Genomic DNA, 17291 nt, shown 5'->3' with positions numbered 1-17291 from the left:
GGCCCCGCACCGGCGATGATGGGGGAGTGACCGACACCAGCGCTCCTCCACAGGCCCCCACGCTCGCCGACATCGAGGCTGCGCGGGAGACCATCGCGGGCGTGGCGCGCGTGACCCCGATGGAGACGTCGCAGTTCCTCGCGGAGCTCCTCGGGTCGCCCGTGCACCTGAAGTGCGAGAACCTGCAGCGCACCGGTGCGTACAAGGTGCGCGGGGCGTACAACCGCCTCTCAGCGCTGACACCAGAGCAGCGCGCGAAGGGCGTCGTCGCCGCCAGCGCCGGCAACCACGCCCAGGGCGTCGCCCTCGCCGCCCGTGAGCTCGGGATCCCGGCGACGATCTTCACGCCGGTCGGCGTCGCCCTGCCGAAGCTGCAGGCGACCCGGCACTACGGGGCCGAGGTCGTCCTCCGCGGCCACTCCGTGGAAGAAGCACTGTCGGCCGCCAAGGACTTCGGCGCCCGCACGGGTGCCGTGTTCATCCCGCCGTTCGACCACCCCGACGTCATCGCCGGACAGGGCACCCTCGGGCTCGAGATCCTCGACCAGGTCCCAGACGTCGACACGGTCGTGGTCCCGATCGGCGGCGGCGGCGTCATCGCCGGCATCGCCATCGCGGTGAAGGGACTCGCCGAGCGTCTCGGCCGCACGATCCGCGTGATCGGCGTGCAGGCGGCCAACGCCGCGTCCTACCCCGACTCGCTCGACGCCGGGGAGCCGGTGACCATCCAGACCACGCCGACGATCGCGGACGGCATCGCCGTCGCCCGACCCGGCGAGCTCAACTTCCCGATCATCCGCGACCTCGTCGACGAGATCGTCACGGTCTCCGACGACGACGTCGCCCGGGCGCTGCTCGTGCTCCTCGAGCGCGCGAAGCTGGTCGTCGAGGCCGCAGGCGCGGTCGGCGTGGCAGCGATCATGGCCGGCGCCGTCAAGGACACCGGTCGGACCGTCGTGCTCCTGAGCGGCGGGAACATCGACCCGCTCATGATGGAACGCGTGATCACCCGTGGTCTCGTCGCCGCATCGCGCTACATCGGCATCCGGATCATGCTGCCGGACCGCCCGGGGCAGCTCGCACGGGTCTCCCAGGTCATCTCCGACGCCGGCGCGAACGTCGTCGAGGTCCTGCACACCCGGCACGGGCAGGGGCTCGTCATCAACGAGGTCGCCCTCGACCTGTCGATCGAGGCCCGCGGCCCCGAGCACGCCGAAGAGGTCATCCAGCGGCTCCACGAGGCGGGCTTCCGCCCGGAGCAGCTGCTGCACTGAGCCTCCCGTCCGGCCAGCGGCGCGGATCGCGCCCCGCAACGAACAACGCGCCCCGTCAGGACGGGGCGCGTCGTTCGTGAGGGGGCGCGAGCCTACGGCTCGTAGCGCTCGACCTTCGTCACCTCGACGGCGATGTCCTTGCCGTTCGGCGCGGTGTACGTCGTGGCGTCGCCGGCGCGGAGGCCGACGATCGCGGCGCCGACCGGGCTGACCGGGCTGTAGACCGTCAGGTCGGAGCCCTCTGCCACGATCTCGCGGCTGCCGACGAGGAACGTCGAGGAGTCGCCCGCGATGGTCGCCGTCACGACGGTGCCCGGCTCGACGGTGCCGTCGAACTCGGCTTCGCGGACGGTCGCCGTCTTCAGCAGGTTCGTGAGCACGCGGATGCGGGCCTCGATCTTGCCCTGCTCGTCCTTCGCCGCGTGGTAGCCGCCGTTCTCCTTGAGGTCGCCCTCTTCGCGCGCGGCCTCGATGCGGCGGGCGATCTCGGCACGGCCTTCGCCGCTCAGCTCCTCGAGCTCCGCCTGGAGGCGGTCGAACGCCTCCTGCGTCAGCCAGGTGGCCTGCGTGTCGTTGCTCATGAAAGTCAATCCCTTCGGCCATGAAAGAACGAGACCGACCGGAGCGGTCGATCTCGTCAGGCGAATCAGGGCAGTCTAGGGAACCCAGCAGGTGTGGATCAAGCCGGTCACGCCGCGTGTCGTGGTGTTCACCTCGGTCGAGATCGTCCGTGTGCGCTCGGTGGCGGCGGGCAGCGAGACCGTCTTCCAGCCGACGATCGTGTACGACTTGTCGAGCACCTGGACGGCGCACTCGGCCTTCGTGCCCGGATCGACCGACACCTGCGAGTGCACGACGGCCTTGTGTGCCGAGAGGATCTCGTAGCCGACGTCCTCGGTGTCGAGGCCGTGCGAGGTCTGTCCTGGACCCGCCCAGATGACCCAGGCGCCGAACACGACGACGATCGCGGCCGCCGCGGCGACGGCGATCGTGCGGGTGCGACGGGTGCGCCCGGGGGTGCGGCCGTAGCGGTCGTCGAGGGTGGCCGTGGTGGTCGGGCCAGACGCGGTCGGGCCAGACGGGGTCGGGCTAGTCGAGGTCGGGCCCGACGGGGTCGGGTTCAGCTGTTCGGACAGTTCGGGGCTCCCGGGGTGATTATCCTGATCCCAGGGTAGTTCACGCTCTCCGTGCGCCACCCGCACCCCCGATGCGCGCGACGTGCATCCCGATCGCCAGCAGTGAGGAACGTCCGGTGCCCTACCGCCTGATGGCCGTGCACGCCCATCCCGACGACGAGTCGAGCAAGGGAGCGGCCACCTCGGCGAAGTACGTGGCCGACGGCGACCAGGTCCTCGTGGTCTCCTGCACCGGCGGCGAGGCCGGCGACATCCTCAACGACCACCTCGGCGAACCCGCCACGAGCCACGCGCACCGTGACATGGCCGGCTACCGCCGCGGCGAGATGGCGGCTGCGCAGGCGGCACTCGGCATCGACCACGTCTGGCTCGGCTACCACGACTCGGGACTGCCCGACGCCGAGCAGGGCGAGACCGTGCGACCCGGCACGTTCTCCACCGTCCCGCTCGAGTACAGCACCGAGGCCCTCGTCCGCGTGATCCGTCGGTTCCGCCCGCACGTGCTCGTCACGTACGACGAGAACGGCGGGTACCCGCACCCCGACCACATCCGCACGCACGAGGTGTCCGTGGCCGCCTGGCGCGATGCCGCCGACCCGTCGAAGTACCCGGAGGCCGGGGAACCCTGGTCGATCTCGAAGCTCTACTACGAGCGCACCATGAACCCGCGCCGCTTCACCGCGTTCTACGAGGCCCTCAGGGAACGCGAGCCGGAGAGCCCGCTCCTCGAGCAGCTCGGCGAGTGGGTGGAGCGGTTCGCCGACCGACCCGACCTCGCGACGACGCACGTGGACGTGCACGAGTACTTCGACGCCCGCGACGCCGCACTCCGTGCGCACGCCAGCCAGGTGCCGCCGGACAGCCCCTTCTTCTACTGGCCGAACGACCTCCTCGCGACGGTGTGGCCGACCGAGGACTACCAGCTGGTCGAGGCACGCGTGCCCACCGACCTGCCGGAGTCCGACCTCTTCGCGGGGATCCCACCGGAACAGGACGTCAACGCGTGAGCACCATCGCGGCAGTACTCGCCGCCACCCCGAGCCCCAGCCCGACCTCGGCCGTCCCGGACGTGGACGTCACGCCGGGGGTCGCCGGGTTCATCGCGATCGCGGTCATCGCGGTCCTGACGATCCTGCTCGTGGTGGACATGACCCGCCGCATCCGGCGGACCCGCTACCGCGCGGAGATCCGGGAGCGCCTCGAGGCCGAGGCCCGTGGCGAGGACGTCGTCGGCGCCGACGAGCCGGGCCGCACCGACGTCGCGGACGACACCGAACGCGGCTAGCAGGACCGGTCACCGGCCTGGAGGCTCCTGCCGGACCCCGCCACGAGCCTCCCGTCCGCCGTTCCGCGCCTGGTGGGCCGGATCGCGCGCGGTGCCGAGCTCGTCGTGCGCGGTCAGCGGACCGGGTGCAGGGCCACCAGCAGGATGCCCACCCACTGCGCCGCGAACGCGGCGACCGTCAGCGCGTGGAAGACCTCGTGGAACCCGAAGACCGTCGGGGACGGGTTCGGCCGCTTGAACCCGTAGACCAGCGCGCCGACGACGTACGCGAGCCCGCCGGACAGCACGAGCACCGTCATCGGGACGCTCGCCGCGAAGAGCTGCGGCAGGATCCCGAGCGCCGCCATGCCGAGCGCCAGGTAGAGCGGCACGTAGAGCCAACGCGGTGCGCCGATCCAGAACACCCGGAACGCGATGCCGAGGAGCGCGCCGCCCCACATCACCCAGAGCACGACGAGCATGAGCGTGTGCGGCAGGGCGCACACCGCGACGGGCGTGTACGTGCCGGCGATGAGCAGGAAGATGTTCGTGTGGTCGATCCGCTTCAGGACCTTCTTGACCACCGGTCCCCACGGGAAGCGGTGGTAGGTCGCGGAGACGCCGAACATGATCAGCGACGTGGCCATGAACACGGCGGACCCGGCCTTCGCTGCCGGACTCGCGGCGAGTGAGACGAGCACGATGCCCATCGCGATGGCGAACGGGAACGTGCCGAGGTGGATCCAGCCGCGCCAGGCCGGACGCGGCTCGACGGCCGACGCGGCTGCCTGCGACGCTCCCTCCGCGGCCTCGTCCGCCCCTTCCTCCGTGAACGGGACGTGGGGGAGGGTGTCGCTGTCCCGGTCGTGCTGCATCCTCCGACGATATGTCCGGCCGGCACCCGGACGGCTGGGAGTCCGCACCGAGGAGCCGTGCACTACAGTCGTTGCGTGACCGGCAGGCTGGGACGGGAAGGACGCGGGATCCTCTACCGCGCCTACCAGCAGCGCATCCGGAAGCAGATCGACGGTGCGCCGACGCCGAAGCACGTCGCGATGATCGTGGACGGGAACCGCCGGTGGGCGAAGCAGCTCGGCCTCGAGACCGCCGCGCACGGACACCGGGCTGGTGCGGCGAAGATCCCCGAGTTCCTGACCTGGTGCGAAGACCTCGACGTGCAGGTCGTCACGCTCTACCTGCTGTCGGCGGACAACCTCAAGGGCCGCGGCGGCGACGAGCTCCAGGAACTCATCGGCATCATCGCGGCGCTGGCCGATCGCCTGTCGCGGCAGGGCACGTGGCGTGTGCAGCACGTCGGGTCGAACGACGGGCTTCCGGACGAACTCGTCGCGGCGCTGTCGGAAGCGGAAGCCAGGAGCGCCGGCAACACCGGGCTGCACATCAACCTGGCGGTCGGGTACGGCGGCCGGCGGGAGATCGCCGACGCCATGCGCAGCATCGTCCGCGCGCACGGAGAAGGCGGTGGGACGCTCGACACCCTCGCCGAGGTACTGACCCCCGAGCTCATCGGCGACCACCTGTACACGCAGGGGCAGCCGGACCCTGACCTGATGATCCGCACCTCGGGGGAGCAGCGCCTGTCGGACTTCATGCTGTGGCAGAGCGCGCACAGCGAGTTCTACTTCGTCGAGGCGTTCTACCCGGACCTGCGCGAGGTCGACTTCCTCCGGGCCGTGCGTGACTTCGGGCGTCGGTCGCGGCGCTTCGGCGGCTGAGGCGTCAGCGCGCGATCCGGCGTCGATTCGGGTGCTGACCCGGGTCCCAGTACACTCACAGGGTTCTGTTCCTGTGAAAGGTGTCCGCTGTGACCACGATCGACGAGTACGCCGCCGGCTTCGCCGAGGATCCCGGGTACCTCGACCACGCCGCCTTCGGGCCCGTGCAGACCGCCGTGCTCGAGGAGCAGCGCGTCCTCGGGACCATCCAGGAGCACATGCGGTTCGGCGCGATGGAGACGCTCGACGAGCAGGACGCCCGCGTCCGGGCCGTCGCTGCACGGCTGGTCGGCGTCCGCGAGGAGCAGGTCGTGTCGCAGACCGCGACGACGCCCGGGCTGCTCCACACCGCGTTCGGGCTGACCGGCGGCGTGCTCGTCGCCGCGGACGAGTACCCGTCGATGCCGCTGGCGCTGGCGAGTGCCGCCTCGGCCACCGGAGGTCGCGTGCGCCCGGTCGTCATCGAGTCCGGCGCGGGGTGGGTGACGCCGTCGCTCGTCGCGTCCCGACTCGCCGCGGCCGCCGACTCCGGCGCCGATGACATCACCGCCGTCGCCGTGTCGCTCGTGGACTGGCGCACCGGGTACCTCGCCGACCTCGCCGGCATCCGCGAGGTCATCGGCGACCGTCTGCTCATCGTCGACGCGATCCAGGGCTTCGGCGTCGTCGACGCCCCGTACGAGGCCGCCGACGTCGTGGCGACCGGTGGACAGAAGTGGCTGCACGCCGGGTGGGGCACGGGGTTCGTGTCGTTCAGCGACCGCGCGCTCGGCCGCCTGCAGCCGGCGCTGTCCGGTCCGCACGGCACGACCGGGTGGCCGGTCGAGGTGCCGTCGGTGCGTCCTGGTGCCGCCGGCTTCACGATGACGCGGATCGACCCCGTCGCTCAGGCACGGCTCGCGGTCTCCCTCGAGCGGCTCACCGCGGTCGGGGTGTCCGCCGTGCAGGAGCGCGTCGCGGACCGCGTGGAGCGGGTGTTCCAGATCGCGGACGAGTTCGGGCTCGAGGTCGAGTCGAGCCGCGACCCCGCCGAGCGTGCGGGCATCGTCGTGCTCCGGCCCGCCGAGGGACGACTCACCGCGCTGTCGGCGGCGCTGCACAACCACGGCGTCACGGCGAGCACCCGACTCGGCACGGTCCGGGTGTCGGTGTTCGCGTCGACGACGGACGAGACCCTCGACATGTTCCGGGACGCCTGCATCTCCTACGCCACCTCGTTCTGACGCGTGCGCGTGCGCGTGCGCGTCCGCGCCGTCCGTCCGTGCTGCCAGAGCGACACCCGTTCGCCGGGGGGAGCCGTCCGTCCCGCGAAAGCGACAGTTCCCCGCACGCGTGTGGCGGGAAACTGTCGCTTTCGCGGGACCGGCCGGATCGATCGGCCCAGCCTGGGGATCGCATCGCGTCGCTCAGGTCCCGTTCACATGAACGTAACCGAGCAATCCGCGTGTCGCTGGCGCGCTGTCAGAGGCTCGTCGTAGCTTTGCCGCATCGGGCACCGCGCCCGATCGAAGCGGCCACAGATGGTGCTTCGGGACCCGCTCCGTGGCCGTGTCGAGGACAAGGACCGGGTCGCGTGCGGCCCGGGGATGGAGTGGTCGTGACCTCTCAGAACGTCTCCCACGGAACCTCGTCAGCAGCGTCGACCTCGGCTTCCGCCGCGGCGTCGACCGGCACGGACCAGCGCACCTACGTGCTGGACACCTCGGTGCTGCTGAGTGATCCGCGGGCCCTGTTCCGCTTCGACGAGCACGCCGTCGTGCTGCCCGTCGTGGTCGTCAGCGAACTGGAGTCCAAGCGCAACGACCCGGAGATCGGGTACTTCGCCCGGCAGGCCCTCCGGATCCTCGACGAACTCCGCATCGAGCACGAACGCCTGGACTTCCCGGTGGCCGTCGGCGAAGGCGGGTCGCTCCGCGTCGAGCTGAACCACTCGAACCAGTCCGTCCTGCCCTCCGGCCTCCAGCTCGGCGACAACGACTCCCGGATCCTCGCGGTCGCGTCGAACCTCGCGAACGACGGACTCGATGTCGTCGTCGTCTCGAAGGACCTCCCGCTGCGCGTCAAGGCCGCCTCGATCGGCCTCGCGGCAGAGGAGTACCGCGCCGAACTCGCCGTCGACTCCGGGTACACGGGCATCGCCGAGCTGCAGATCTCCGGCGAGCAGATGTCCGACCTGTACGAGAAGGAGGAGATCCGGTCGTCGCAGCTCGACGGTGTCCCGGTCAACACCGGCGTCGTCATCCACTCCGAACGGGGATCCGGCCTCGGCCGCGTGCACACCGCCGGTTCGGTCGCCCTCGTCCGCGGCGACCGGGAGGTCTTCGGGCTCCGCGGCCGCTCCGCCGAGCAGCGGCTCGCGATCGACGCGCTCCTCGACCCGGAGATCGGCATCGTCTCGCTCGGCGGCAGCGCCGGCACCGGGAAGTCGGCGCTCGCGCTCTGCGCCGGACTCGAAGCCGTGCTCGAACGGCAGCAGCACAAGAAGATCATGGTGTTCCGGCCGCTCTACGCGGTCGGCGGGCAGGAGCTCGGCTTCCTCCCCGGCGACGCGAGCGAGAAGATGAACCCGTGGGCGCAGGCCGTCTACGACACGCTCGGCGCGCTGGTGTCCGACAACGTCCTCGACGAGGTCGTGGAACGCGGCATGCTCGAGGTGCTCCCGCTGACCCACATCCGCGGGCGCTCTCTGCACGACGCGTTCGTCATCGTCGACGAGGCCCAGTCGCTCGAACGGAACGTCCTGCTGACGATGCTCTCCCGCATCGGGCAGAACTCCCGCGTCGTGCTCACCCACGACGTCGCGCAGCGCGACAACCTGCGGGTCGGTCGGCACGACGGGGTCGCGTCGGTGATCGAGCGGCTGAAGGGACACCCGCTGTTCGCGCACGTCACGCTGACGCGTTCCGAGCGCTCCGCGATCGCCGCGCTGGTGACGGAGATGCTGGACTCGCCCGACCTGGTGTAGTCGAGTCCTTCGCGAAAGCGACAGATCCCGCGATCGACGCGCCGAGTCCTTCGCCAAAGCGACAGATCACCGCAGGTTGTCTGCGGTGATCTGTCGCTTTCGCGGGTCGAGGACCGGAGGCGCGGCGCACGAACCGATCCGAGCCGAGAAAGACGGGTCGAGGACGCGCGGATCAGTTCGGGTGCGTCATCGACAGGACGTCGAGCGCCTCGTCCAGCTGCGCCTCGGTGACCTCACCGCGCTCGACGAAGCCGAGCGCGACCACGGCTTCCCGCACGGTGATGCCCTCGGCGACGGCGTGCTTGGCGACCTTCGCCGCGGCTTCGTACCCGATGACGCGGTTGAGCGGGGTCACGATCGACGGTGAGGACTCGGCGAAGGCGCGGGCACGCTCGAGGTTCGCCTGCAGCCCGTCGACGGTCTTGTCGGCGAGGACCCGGGAGCTGTTCGCCAGCAGACGGATCGACTCCAGCAGCGCGGTGCCCATCACCGGGATCGCGACGTTGAGCTCGAACGCGCCGGACGCGCCGGCCCATGCGACGGTGGCGTCGTTGCCGATGACCCGTGCCGCGACCATGAGCGTCGCCTCGGGGACGACCGGGTTGACCTTGCCGGGCATGATCGACGACCCCGGCTGCAGGTCCGGGATGTGCAGCTCGCCGAGGCCGGTGTTCGGCCCGGAGCCCATCCAGCGCAGGTCGTTGTTGATCTTCGTCAGGCTGACCGCGAGCACCTTGAGCGCTCCGGATGCCTCGACGAGGGCATCACGGGCGCCCTGGGCCTCGAAGTGGTCGAGGGCCTCGGTGATCGGGAGTCCGGTGTCCTCCGCGAGCTGGGCGATGACCTGCTGCGGGAAGCCCTTCGGCGTGTTGATGCCGGTGCCCACCGCGGTGCCGCCGAGGGGGACCTCGGCGACGCGGGGAAGCGTGGCGTTCACACGCTCGATGCCGAGGCGGATCTGCCGCGCGTACCCGCCGAACTCCTGCCCGAGGGTGACCGGGGTGGCGTCCATCAGGTGGGTGCGGCCCGACTTCACGGCGTCGGCCCACAGCGTGGCCTTCGCTTCGAGGGACTCGGCGAGGTGCTCGAGGGACGGGACGAGCGACCGGATGAGGGCGTCCGTGACGGCGACGTGCACCGAGGTCGGGAAGACGTCGTTCGACGACTGCGAGGCGTTGACGTGGTCGTTCGGGTGCACGGCCGTGCCGCTCCGGGACGCCAGGGTCGCCAGGACCTCGTTCATGTTCATGTTCGACGAGGTGCCGCTGCCGGTCTGGTAGACGTCGACCGGGAACTGGTCGTGGTGCTCGCCCGCGATGATGACGTCCGCGGCACCGACGATGGCGTCGGCCACGGCCCCGTCGACGATGCCGAGCTGCCCGTTGACGATCGCCGCGGCACGCTTGATGCGCGCGAGGGCGACGATCTGCGCCGACTCCAGACCGGTGCCCGAGATCGGGAAGTTCTCCACCGCGCGCTGCGTCTGGGCGCGGTAGAGCGCCGAGACGGGCACACGGACCTCGCCCATGGTGTCGTGCTCGATCCGGAAACCGTCGTCGGTGGTCGGTTCGGTGCCGGTGGAGGCGGTGGGTGTCGTCGCGGTGGTGTCGGTCACGTCGTCGTGGTCCTTCCTGGTGGTGCTGCCGGTCGCGGTCGCGCCCGGGTGTCGTTCGGGCCGCGGTGGATCGCCGCGGCTCGTGTGCCGTGCCGGTGCCCGTCGGACCGGCGGCGGCCCGTCGTCAGGCCTGGCCGACGACGGTGTCGATGCTGACCTCGCCCGTGGTCAGGTCGTAGGTCGCGCCGACGACGGCCAATCTACCCTCGGCGATGGCGTCGGACACGGCGCCGGAGCGCTCGAGGATCGCACCGAGTGTGGACTCGAGGTGTGCGGCGCCGATGGCTTCCTGCGGCAGATCGGCGTCGGTCGCCCTGACCCGCTCGACACTCGGCGAGATCGCGTCCACGAGCGCCTGCAGGTGCGGCGCCGGGACGGGTTCGCCTGAGCGTGCCGCCGCGACCGCACCGCACTTGGTGTGGCGCAGGACGACGACCAGCGGGGTGCCGAGCGCCACGACGGCGAACTCGATCGAGCCGAGCACGACGTCGTCGACGATCTGCCCGGCGTTGCGGATCGCGAACACGTCGCCGATGCCCGCGTCGAAGACGTGCTCGAACGGCACGCGGGAGTCCGAGCACCCGAGGACGGTCGCGAACGGCGCCTGCGAGCCGGCGAGCTCGTTGCGGCGGTCGGGGTCGATGCGGCCGGTACGGCGCTTGTCGGCCGCGAACCGGGCGTTGCCCTCGACGAGGAGTCGGAGGGCGTCGGCTGGGGTGGACGCTGCGCGGTCGGTCATGGGTTCGGCTCCTCGGTGCTGCTTCGGGTGACGGGTTCGGCCTGGATCAGTCGCTCAGCTGCTTCGCGACGCCGGCGGCGATCTTCCGGAACGAGGCGTCGTCGGCGGTGCCGGCCAGGACGACGGTGTTCGGGCCGAAGGTCGCGACGAGGGAGTACGCCTGGTTGCCGGCGTCCTTGCCCTCTGCCCGGCGGTCGTACACGGTCCACTTCGTCCCGCCGATGGACCGTGAACCCGTCGCCGCGTGCTGGTCGAGCTGGTTCGCCACCCAGGTCGGGTTGGCGTCGATGCCCTGCTGCAGGCCGATGTACTGCTTGTCCGGGGTCAGGAAGCCCACGGTCCAGACGTCCACGCCGTCGGCGGCCTTGTCCTTGTAGTCGGCGCGGTTCGCGCTGTACGAGTCGGGGAGCTCCGGCGCAGCGAGCGTGACCCCCGGGACGTCCGCCTGGGCGGCGACCTGCTGGTAGTCGACGCTGCGGTCCACGGCGCCGTCCGGGCGTGCCACGACCGCGACCAGGAACACCACGATGCCGAGCGACGCGATGAGCGCAAGCACGAGGTTGAAGGCCGTCTGGTGCTGCCGGCGTGCACGGCGCGCCGAGTCCTTGCGTGCCCAGGTCTCCTCGGCCGTCTCGGGGCGGCCGAGCTCGGCGACGACCGGGCGGCCGGTCTCCGGATCGGTCACCGGGACGCCTCGGCGGCGTCACCGTCGCTGGCCGCGCGGGCTGCGTCGAGGCGCGCACGGGCGCCGACGAGCCACTCTTCGCAGCGTGCCGCGAGGGCTTCGCCGCGCTCCCAGAGGGACAGCGAGCGCTCGAGCGTCGCGGAGCCCTGTTCGAGCTCGTTGACGACGCGGACGAGTTCGTCGCGCGCGGCCTCGTAGCTCAGGGACCGGACGTCTGTCTGCCCGCTCGGGGCAGTCTCGGGCTGTTCCTCGGATGACACCCCTCGATCCTACCGAGGGTCCACCGACGCGTTCGTCGGGAGGCTGCGCCGGTGGAGAACGCCGTGGATGTCGGCATCCTCGTGTGTGGAGAACGCTCAGCCCTCGCCGTCGGGCCCCGGCCCCTCGGGTTCGAGCGTGCCCGTCGCCGTGCCGGCACCGAGCGTCACGCGGACGCCGGTGCTGCCGTCGAGGTCCGCGGCGGCCCGGACGACGCCACCGTCGGCCGTCTGGACGATCGCGTACCCGCGCCGGAGCGTGTCCCGCGGCGAGAGCGCACGGAGCCGTCCGGTCAGGTGCCCGACGTCCGCGTGCGAGCGCTCGATGCGACGGTCGAGGAGCTCGCGCGCCCGGGAGAGGTCTCGTGCCACCTCCTCGGCACGGGTGTCGACGAGCCACGCCGTGGAGGCGAGTGCCGGACGGGAGCGCAGCGCGGCGATGCGGTCCGCCTCGACGGACAGGGTGTGCGAGAGCCGGAGCCCCAGCCGGGCCCGGGCCTGCCGCACGTTCGCCAGCTCCTCGGCGACGTCGGGCACGACCCGCTTCGCGGCGTCCGTCGGGGTCGAGGCGCGCAGGTCGGCGACCTCGTCCAGGATCGGGCGGTCGGCTTCGTGGCCGATCGCCGAGACGATCGGGGTCGTCGCGGCCGCCGCTGCCCGGACCAGTCCCTCGTCGCTGAAGCCGAGCAGGTTCTGGAAGTCGCCGCCACCGCGGGCGACGATGATGACGTCGACCTCGGGGTCGGCATCGAGTTCCTGGATGGCGGCCGTCACCTCGGTCACGGCACGCTCGCCCTGGACTGCTGCGTGGATCGTGCGGAACTCGACCTGCGGCCACCGGAGCTGCGCGTTCCGCTTGACGTCCTTCTCGGCGTCGGAGTCCTTGCCGGTGACGAGCCCGATGCGGTGCGGCAGGAAGGGGAGCCGCTTCTTGCGGGAGACGTCGAAGAGGCCTTCCTCGGCGAGGGTCCGCCGCAGCCGTTCGAGCCGTTCGAGCAGGTCCCCGAGGCCGACGTGCTTCATCTCGACGACCTGCATCGTCAGCGAGCCACCCTTGACCCAGTAGTTCGGCTTGACCGCGGCGACCACCCGGGCGCCCTGCTTGAGGTCGGCCGGCACCCGGGAGCGCACGCTCGACCAGATGGAGAACGACACGGTGGCGTCGACCTCGACGTCCTTGAGCTTGCCGTACACGTTGCCGCCCGCGACGTTCCACTGCGTGATCTCGCCTTCGACCCACGCGGTGCCGAGCCGGTCGATCCAGTCCCGCATCTTCGCGCCGAGCAGCGCGACGGGCCACGGGTTGTCGGCCGTCGGTGGTCCCTGTTCGATCGCCATGCGCTCCTCCTCGTTGTGCCGTCCCATGGTGGCGGACACCGGTGACACCCGCGCCCAGGCGCCGCCGGACACCGGTGACACCCGCGCCCAGGCCCCGTCGGTCCCGCTCACCTATCATCGGGGACGTGACGATCACCAACGGCCACTCGGTCCCACTCGCCCCGCCGCGCATGCCCGCGCCGCGCGGACGGCTGCGGAACGACCCGGTGACCGGCACCAAGAAGGTCCTGCTCGCCGCCCCGCGCGGGTACTGCGCCGGCGTGGACCGCGCAGTCGTCGCGGTCGAGAAGGCGCTCGAGCAGTACGGCGAACCCGTCTACGTGCGCAAGCAGATCGTCCACAACGTCCACGTCGTGTCGACGCTCGAGCAGCGCGGCGCCGTCTTCGTGGACGACGTCGACGAGGTCCCCCGCGGATCCCACGTCGTCTTCAGCGCGCACGGGGTGTCCCCGGCGGTCGTGGCCGGCGCCGCGGACCGGGACCTGCACGCCATCGACGCCACGTGCCCGCTCGTCACGAAGGTCCACCGCGAAGCCACCCGGTTCGCCAAGGCCGAGCGCACCATCATCCTGATCGGGCACGCCGGCCACGAAGAGGTCGAGGGCACGATGGGGCACGCCCCGGAGCGCACGATCCTGGTCAACGGGCCGGAGGACGTCGCCGCCCTCACCGTGGACGACCCGGACAACCTGGTGTGGCTCTCGCAGACCACGTTGAGCGTCGACGAGACGATGGAGACCGTCCGCCGGCTGCGCGAGAAGTACCCGACGATCCAGGACCCGCCCTCCGACGACATCTGCTACGCCACCCAGAACCGGCAGGTCGCGATCAAGAAGGTCGCCCCGCAGGCGGACCTGGTGATCGTGGTCGGTTCGGCGAACTCCTCGAACAGCGTGCGCCTGGTCGAGGTCGCGCTCGAGCACGGTGCCCGGGCAGCGCACCGGGTCGACTACGCCGAGGAGATCCGGCAGGAGTGGCTCGACGGCGTCCGCACGGTCGGCGTCACGAGCGGAGCGTCCGTCCCCGAAGAGCTCGTCCACGAGGTCCTCGAGCAGCTCGCCGACGCCGGCTTCGGCTCCGTCGAGGAGGTCGTCACCGCGCACGAGGACCTGATGTTCTCGCTGCCGAAGGAACTCCGCACGGACGCGTCGGGCAAGCCGACGCGCGCCCTCGGCGGTCGTACCCGATGAGCGCGGGGGACTGGTCGTCCGTCCCGTCGCGTGGGCACGGCGACGGACAGGAGGCCCGGCTCGATCCGCCCACGTCGGCAGCCGGTACCGCGGACGGTCGCGTCCACGGCCGTCCGGCACCGCAGTACGGCGAGTACGCCCCGGACGGCTGGGTCAACCCGGTGTTCGTCGAACAGGAACGTGCCGAGCGCGAGCGCCAGGCGCACGAGGCCGCCGTCGCCGCGCGCGAGTCGGCTGCGGCCGGCCCCGGCCCCGGAGCGCAGCCGTCGCGCACCTCGTCGGGCGCAGCCGTGCCGACGTCGCGGTTCGGGAAGTCACCAGGCGACTTCCTGCTCACCGTCATGCTGCTGGCGTTCGGGCTCGTGTCCGTCGTCCAGTCGCTGTCCGTCGGCACCGTCGCCTCCGGTGTCCGGCGGGAACTGGAACTCCGCTACACCACGTTGGAGGACCCCGGCGCACTGACCACAGCGGCACTCGTGAGCGCGATCGTCACGGTCGTGCTGTTCGTCCTCGTCGCCTGGTGGTCGATCGTGCGCCTGCGTCGCCGGAAGCGCACGGTGTGGGTGCCGCTCCTCGGTGGTGCCGTCGCGTCCCTGGTCACCTTGGGCGCCTTCGCGACGGTGCTCGCCAACGACGGGCACTTCGTGGCCTGGATGATGCAGAACGCCGGCGGCTGAGTCCGCTCCGGGCGCCCCGGCTCAGCCGGCCAGGAACGCCGCGACGGCGCCGTGCAGTGCCGCCAGGTCGTCGACGTGCACGAGTTCACGGACCGAGTGCATCGAGAGCAGCCCGACACCGATGTCGACGGTGGGGATGCCGAGCCGGGTCGCCGCGATCGGGCCGATCGTCGAGCCGCCGGGGATCGTGTTGTTGTTCACGAACGGCTGGAACGACACCCCGGCCGATGCGCATGCGGCAGCGAAGACGGCCTCGCCCTTCGCCTCGGTCATGTAGCGCTGGTTCGCGCTGATCTTCAGGAGCGGGCCACCACCCGGACGCGGACGGTTCGTCGGGTCGTGCTTCTCGGAGTGGTTCGGGTGCACCAGGTGTCCGGCATCGCTCGACAGCAGCCACGAGGCGCGGAATGCCCGAGCCGCCTCGGAACGGGTGGCGCCGATGCCCTCCTGCACGCGGCCGAGGACGTCCTCGAGGAACGGCCCACCGGCACCGGACGGCGTCGCCGACCCGACCTCTTCGTGGTCGAACGCCGCGAACACCGCGATGTGGTCCGTGTCTCCGGGGGCATCCACGATGCCGCGGAGCCCGGCGTGCACGCTCGTCAGGTTGTCCATCCGCCCGGAGGCCAGGAACGACCCGTCGATCCCGACCCGGGCGGGCGCCTGGGTGTCGGCGAGGAACAGGTCCCACGAGACCGCCGTGTCACCGACCCGTCCGCGGAGCCACTCGAGGGCGTCGACGCCGCCGGACTCGGTGCCGTCCGTGCCGACGACCGGCAGGGTGTGGCGCTGCCGGTCGATCTCGGTGCCGGTGTTCACGCCGCGGTCGAGGTGGATCGCGAGGTTCGGGATCCGTGCGACCGCGCCGGTGTCCAGGAGCGTGATCGATCCGTCGGCGTGCACGACGCGACCGGCGATGCGGAGGTCGCGGTCGAACCAGGTCGAGAGGATCGGGCCGCCGTAGACCTCGACGTTGAGCTGCTCCCAGCCCCCGACGCGCACGGTCGGGTTCGGCTTGATCCGGAAGCCGGGGGAGTCGGTGTGTGCGCCGAGGATCCGGAAGGGCGTCGTCGCGTTCGCACCGGTCGGCGTCCGCCAAGCGATCACCGCGCCGTCGCGGACGACCACGTAGGCACCGGGCTCGGTCGGCCACGCATCGAGCTCCGAGAGCTCCGTGAACCCGGCCGCCACCAGGCGGTCCCGGGTCTCGGCGGCGGCGTGGAACGCCGTCGGCGATGCGGTGACGAACTGGGCGAACTCGGAGGCGATGGCGTCGACGGTCACCCGACCATCGTGGCACGGGACGCGTCCGACGGACGCGCCCCGAGCCTCCAGGCCGATGTCAGCTCTTGCTGTTGCCCGCCGAGCCGAGGACCTTCGCGGCCTCGCCGACGCGGGCGGCCATCGCCGTCTCGGCGACCTTGCCCCATGCGCGCGGGTCGTACTGCTTCTTGTTGCCGACCTCGCCGTCGATCTTCAGGACGCCCTCGTAGTTGGTGAACATCGAGCCGGCGATCGACCGCGTGAACGCGTACTGCGTGTCCGTGTCGATGTTCATCTTGATGACGCCGTTGCGGACGGCCTCGTGGATCTCGTCGTCGGTCGAGCCGGAGCCGCCGTGGAACACGAGGTCGAGGGGGTTCTCGCCGGTGCCGTGCTTGGCGGCGACCGCGGCCTGGATCTCGCCGAGGAGTTCCGGACGGAGCTTCACGTTGCCGGGCTTGTAGACGCCGTGCACGTTGCCGAAGGTCAGGGCGGCGATCCAGCGGCCCTTGTCACCGAGGCCGAGTGCGTCGACGACCCGCTCGACGTCGTTCGGGGTCGTGTAGAGCGCGTCGTTCGTGCCCTCGTGCTGGACGCCGTCCTCTTCGCCGCCGACGACGCCGATCTCGACCTCGAGGATGGCGTTGATGTTGCGGGTCTTCTCGATCATCGTGCGGGCGATCTCGATGTTCTCGTCGAGCGGCACGGCCGAGCCGTCCCACATGTGCGACTGGAAGATCGGGTTGCGGCCGTGGCGCACCTCTTCCTCACTCGCTGCGATGAGCGGCAGGACGAAGCCGTCGAGGGCGTCCTTCGGGCAGTGGTCGGTGTGGAGCGCGACCGTGATCGGGTAGTTCTTGGCGACCTCGTGCGCGAACTTCGCCATCGCGAGCGCACCTGCGGCGCGGTTCTTCACGGTGTGGCCGGCGAAGTAGTCTGCACCGCCCGTGGTCACCTGGAGGATGCCGTCCGACCCTGCCTCGGTCAGGCCCTGGAGGACCGCGTTGATGGTCTGGGACGAGGAGACGTTCACGGCGGGGTACGCGAACTTGCCCGCCTTCGCTCGGTCGATCATCTCGGCGTACTGTTCCGGCGTTGCGATGGGCACTGGGATCTCCTTCGACTTCGGTGGTGGCCGGTCCGATCGTAGTC

At 71.2% G+C, this 17291-nt stretch carries 18 protein-coding genes; 8 read left to right on the top strand and 10 right to left on the bottom strand.

Annotated features, from left to right (window positions below):
* Nucleotides 1–26 precede the first annotated feature (26 nt).
* Entirely contained in the window at nucleotides 27–1274 is a 1248-nt protein-coding gene (gene ilvA / locus ACEN9V_RS06500) for a threonine ammonia-lyase (RefSeq protein WP_413602600.1), read from the top strand.
* 92 nt (nucleotides 1275–1366) lie between these two features.
* Here the strand turns inward: ilvA and greA are convergent, their stop codons facing one another.
* Both greA and ACEN9V_RS06490 read right to left on the bottom strand, forming a co-directional pair.
* Complete coding sequence (greA, locus tag ACEN9V_RS06495) at nucleotides 1367–1855, bottom strand: transcription elongation factor GreA (RefSeq protein WP_281267130.1); 489 nt, start codon at nucleotides 1853–1855, stop codon at nucleotides 1367–1369.
* A 75-nt stretch (nucleotides 1856–1930) separates the two neighbouring features.
* Nucleotides 1931–2470 (bottom strand): DUF4307 domain-containing protein, encoded by a 540-nt coding sequence (locus tag ACEN9V_RS06490; protein WP_413602599.1) that lies wholly within the window; start codon nucleotides 2468–2470, stop codon nucleotides 1931–1933.
* Between the two features lie 56 nt (nucleotides 2471–2526).
* Here ACEN9V_RS06490 and mca point away from each other — a divergent pair, with 56 nt between their 5' ends.
* Nucleotides 2527–3417 (top strand): mycothiol conjugate amidase Mca, encoded by an 891-nt coding sequence (gene mca, locus ACEN9V_RS06485; protein WP_413602598.1) that lies wholly within the window; start codon nucleotides 2527–2529, stop codon nucleotides 3415–3417.
* Nucleotides 3414–3695: a hypothetical protein gene (locus ACEN9V_RS06480; RefSeq protein WP_413602597.1), complete on the top strand. Its 282-nt coding sequence runs from the start codon at nucleotides 3414–3416 to the stop codon at nucleotides 3693–3695. Before mca ends, ACEN9V_RS06480 begins: the two co-directional genes overlap by 4 nt.
* A 113-nt stretch (nucleotides 3696–3808) precedes the next feature.
* Here ACEN9V_RS06480 and trhA read toward each other — a convergent pair whose 3' ends face one another.
* Nucleotides 3809–4549, bottom strand: coding sequence for a PAQR family membrane homeostasis protein TrhA (gene trhA / locus ACEN9V_RS06475; RefSeq protein WP_413602596.1), 741 nt, complete (start codon nucleotides 4547–4549; stop codon nucleotides 3809–3811).
* A gap of 75 nt (nucleotides 4550–4624) precedes the next feature.
* On the opposite strand from trhA, the gene ACEN9V_RS06470 reads away from it, so the two are divergent.
* From ACEN9V_RS06470 to ACEN9V_RS06460, 3 genes are all read left to right on the top strand, one after another.
* Complete coding sequence (locus ACEN9V_RS06470) at nucleotides 4625–5410, top strand: isoprenyl transferase (RefSeq protein WP_281267135.1); 786 nt, start codon at nucleotides 4625–4627, stop codon at nucleotides 5408–5410.
* 89 nt (nucleotides 5411–5499) lie between these two features.
* Nucleotides 5500–6633, top strand: a complete 1134-nt coding sequence (locus ACEN9V_RS06465; RefSeq protein ID WP_402729037.1) for an aminotransferase class V-fold PLP-dependent enzyme — start codon at nucleotides 5500–5502, stop codon at nucleotides 6631–6633.
* A gap of 368 nt (nucleotides 6634–7001) precedes the next feature.
* Nucleotides 7002–8375: a PhoH family protein gene (locus tag ACEN9V_RS06460; RefSeq protein ID WP_413602595.1), complete on the top strand. Its 1374-nt coding sequence runs from the start codon at nucleotides 7002–7004 to the stop codon at nucleotides 8373–8375.
* 172 nt (nucleotides 8376–8547) lie between these two features.
* Here the strand turns inward: ACEN9V_RS06460 and ACEN9V_RS06455 are convergent, their stop codons facing one another.
* The 5 genes from ACEN9V_RS06455 to xseA form a co-directional block, all read right to left on the bottom strand.
* Complete coding sequence (locus ACEN9V_RS06455; RefSeq protein WP_413602594.1) at nucleotides 8548–9990, bottom strand: class II fumarate hydratase; 1443 nt, start codon at nucleotides 9988–9990, stop codon at nucleotides 8548–8550.
* A gap of 124 nt (nucleotides 9991–10114) precedes the next feature.
* Nucleotides 10115–10729: a carbonic anhydrase gene (locus ACEN9V_RS06450; RefSeq protein WP_281267137.1), complete on the bottom strand. Its 615-nt coding sequence runs from the start codon at nucleotides 10727–10729 to the stop codon at nucleotides 10115–10117.
* A gap of 46 nt (nucleotides 10730–10775) precedes the next feature.
* Nucleotides 10776–11414, bottom strand: a complete 639-nt coding sequence (locus tag ACEN9V_RS06445; RefSeq protein ID WP_413602593.1) for a DUF4245 domain-containing protein — start codon at nucleotides 11412–11414, stop codon at nucleotides 10776–10778.
* Nucleotides 11411–11674: an exodeoxyribonuclease VII small subunit gene (locus ACEN9V_RS06440; protein ID WP_402729041.1), complete on the bottom strand. Its 264-nt coding sequence runs from the start codon at nucleotides 11672–11674 to the stop codon at nucleotides 11411–11413. Before ACEN9V_RS06440 ends, ACEN9V_RS06445 begins: the two co-directional genes overlap by 4 nt.
* Before the next feature lie 96 nt (nucleotides 11675–11770).
* Entirely contained in the window at nucleotides 11771–13009 is a 1239-nt protein-coding gene (gene xseA / locus ACEN9V_RS06435; protein WP_281267140.1) for an exodeoxyribonuclease VII large subunit, read from the bottom strand.
* A 170-nt stretch (nucleotides 13010–13179) separates the two neighbouring features.
* Between xseA and ACEN9V_RS06430 the strand changes: the two genes are divergently transcribed.
* Together ACEN9V_RS06430 and ACEN9V_RS06425 are read left to right on the top strand one after the other, a co-directional pair.
* Nucleotides 13180–14199: a 4-hydroxy-3-methylbut-2-enyl diphosphate reductase gene (locus ACEN9V_RS06430; protein WP_402729346.1), complete on the top strand. Its 1020-nt coding sequence runs from the start codon at nucleotides 13180–13182 to the stop codon at nucleotides 14197–14199.
* Nucleotides 14196–14876 (top strand): DUF6264 family protein, encoded by a 681-nt coding sequence (locus ACEN9V_RS06425; protein WP_413602592.1) that lies wholly within the window; start codon nucleotides 14196–14198, stop codon nucleotides 14874–14876. The genes ACEN9V_RS06430 and ACEN9V_RS06425 overlap by 4 nt, the downstream gene beginning before the upstream one ends.
* 21 nt (nucleotides 14877–14897) lie before the next feature.
* Here the strand turns inward: ACEN9V_RS06425 and ACEN9V_RS06420 are convergent, their stop codons facing one another.
* Together ACEN9V_RS06420 and fbaA are read right to left on the bottom strand one after the other, a co-directional pair.
* The gene (locus ACEN9V_RS06420) at nucleotides 14898–16160 is read right to left on the bottom strand and encodes a M18 family aminopeptidase (protein ID WP_413602591.1); all 1263 of its coding nucleotides are present in this window, start codon (nucleotides 16158–16160) and stop codon (nucleotides 14898–14900) included.
* A gap of 58 nt (nucleotides 16161–16218) precedes the next feature.
* A complete protein-coding gene (fbaA, locus tag ACEN9V_RS06415) occupies nucleotides 16219–17247 on the bottom strand; it encodes a class II fructose-bisphosphate aldolase (protein WP_402729044.1) in 1029 nt (342 codons plus the stop codon).
* Nucleotides 17248–17291 lie beyond the last annotated feature (44 nt).

Origin of the sequence: Curtobacterium sp. Curtsp57 (assembly GCF_047324335.1) — a bacterium.
Classification (GTDB): Bacteria; Actinomycetota; Actinomycetes; order Actinomycetales; family Microbacteriaceae; genus Curtobacterium.
The sequence above is the reverse complement of the archived record's forward strand: the minus strand, read 5'-3'. Positions and strand labels throughout refer to the sequence as shown.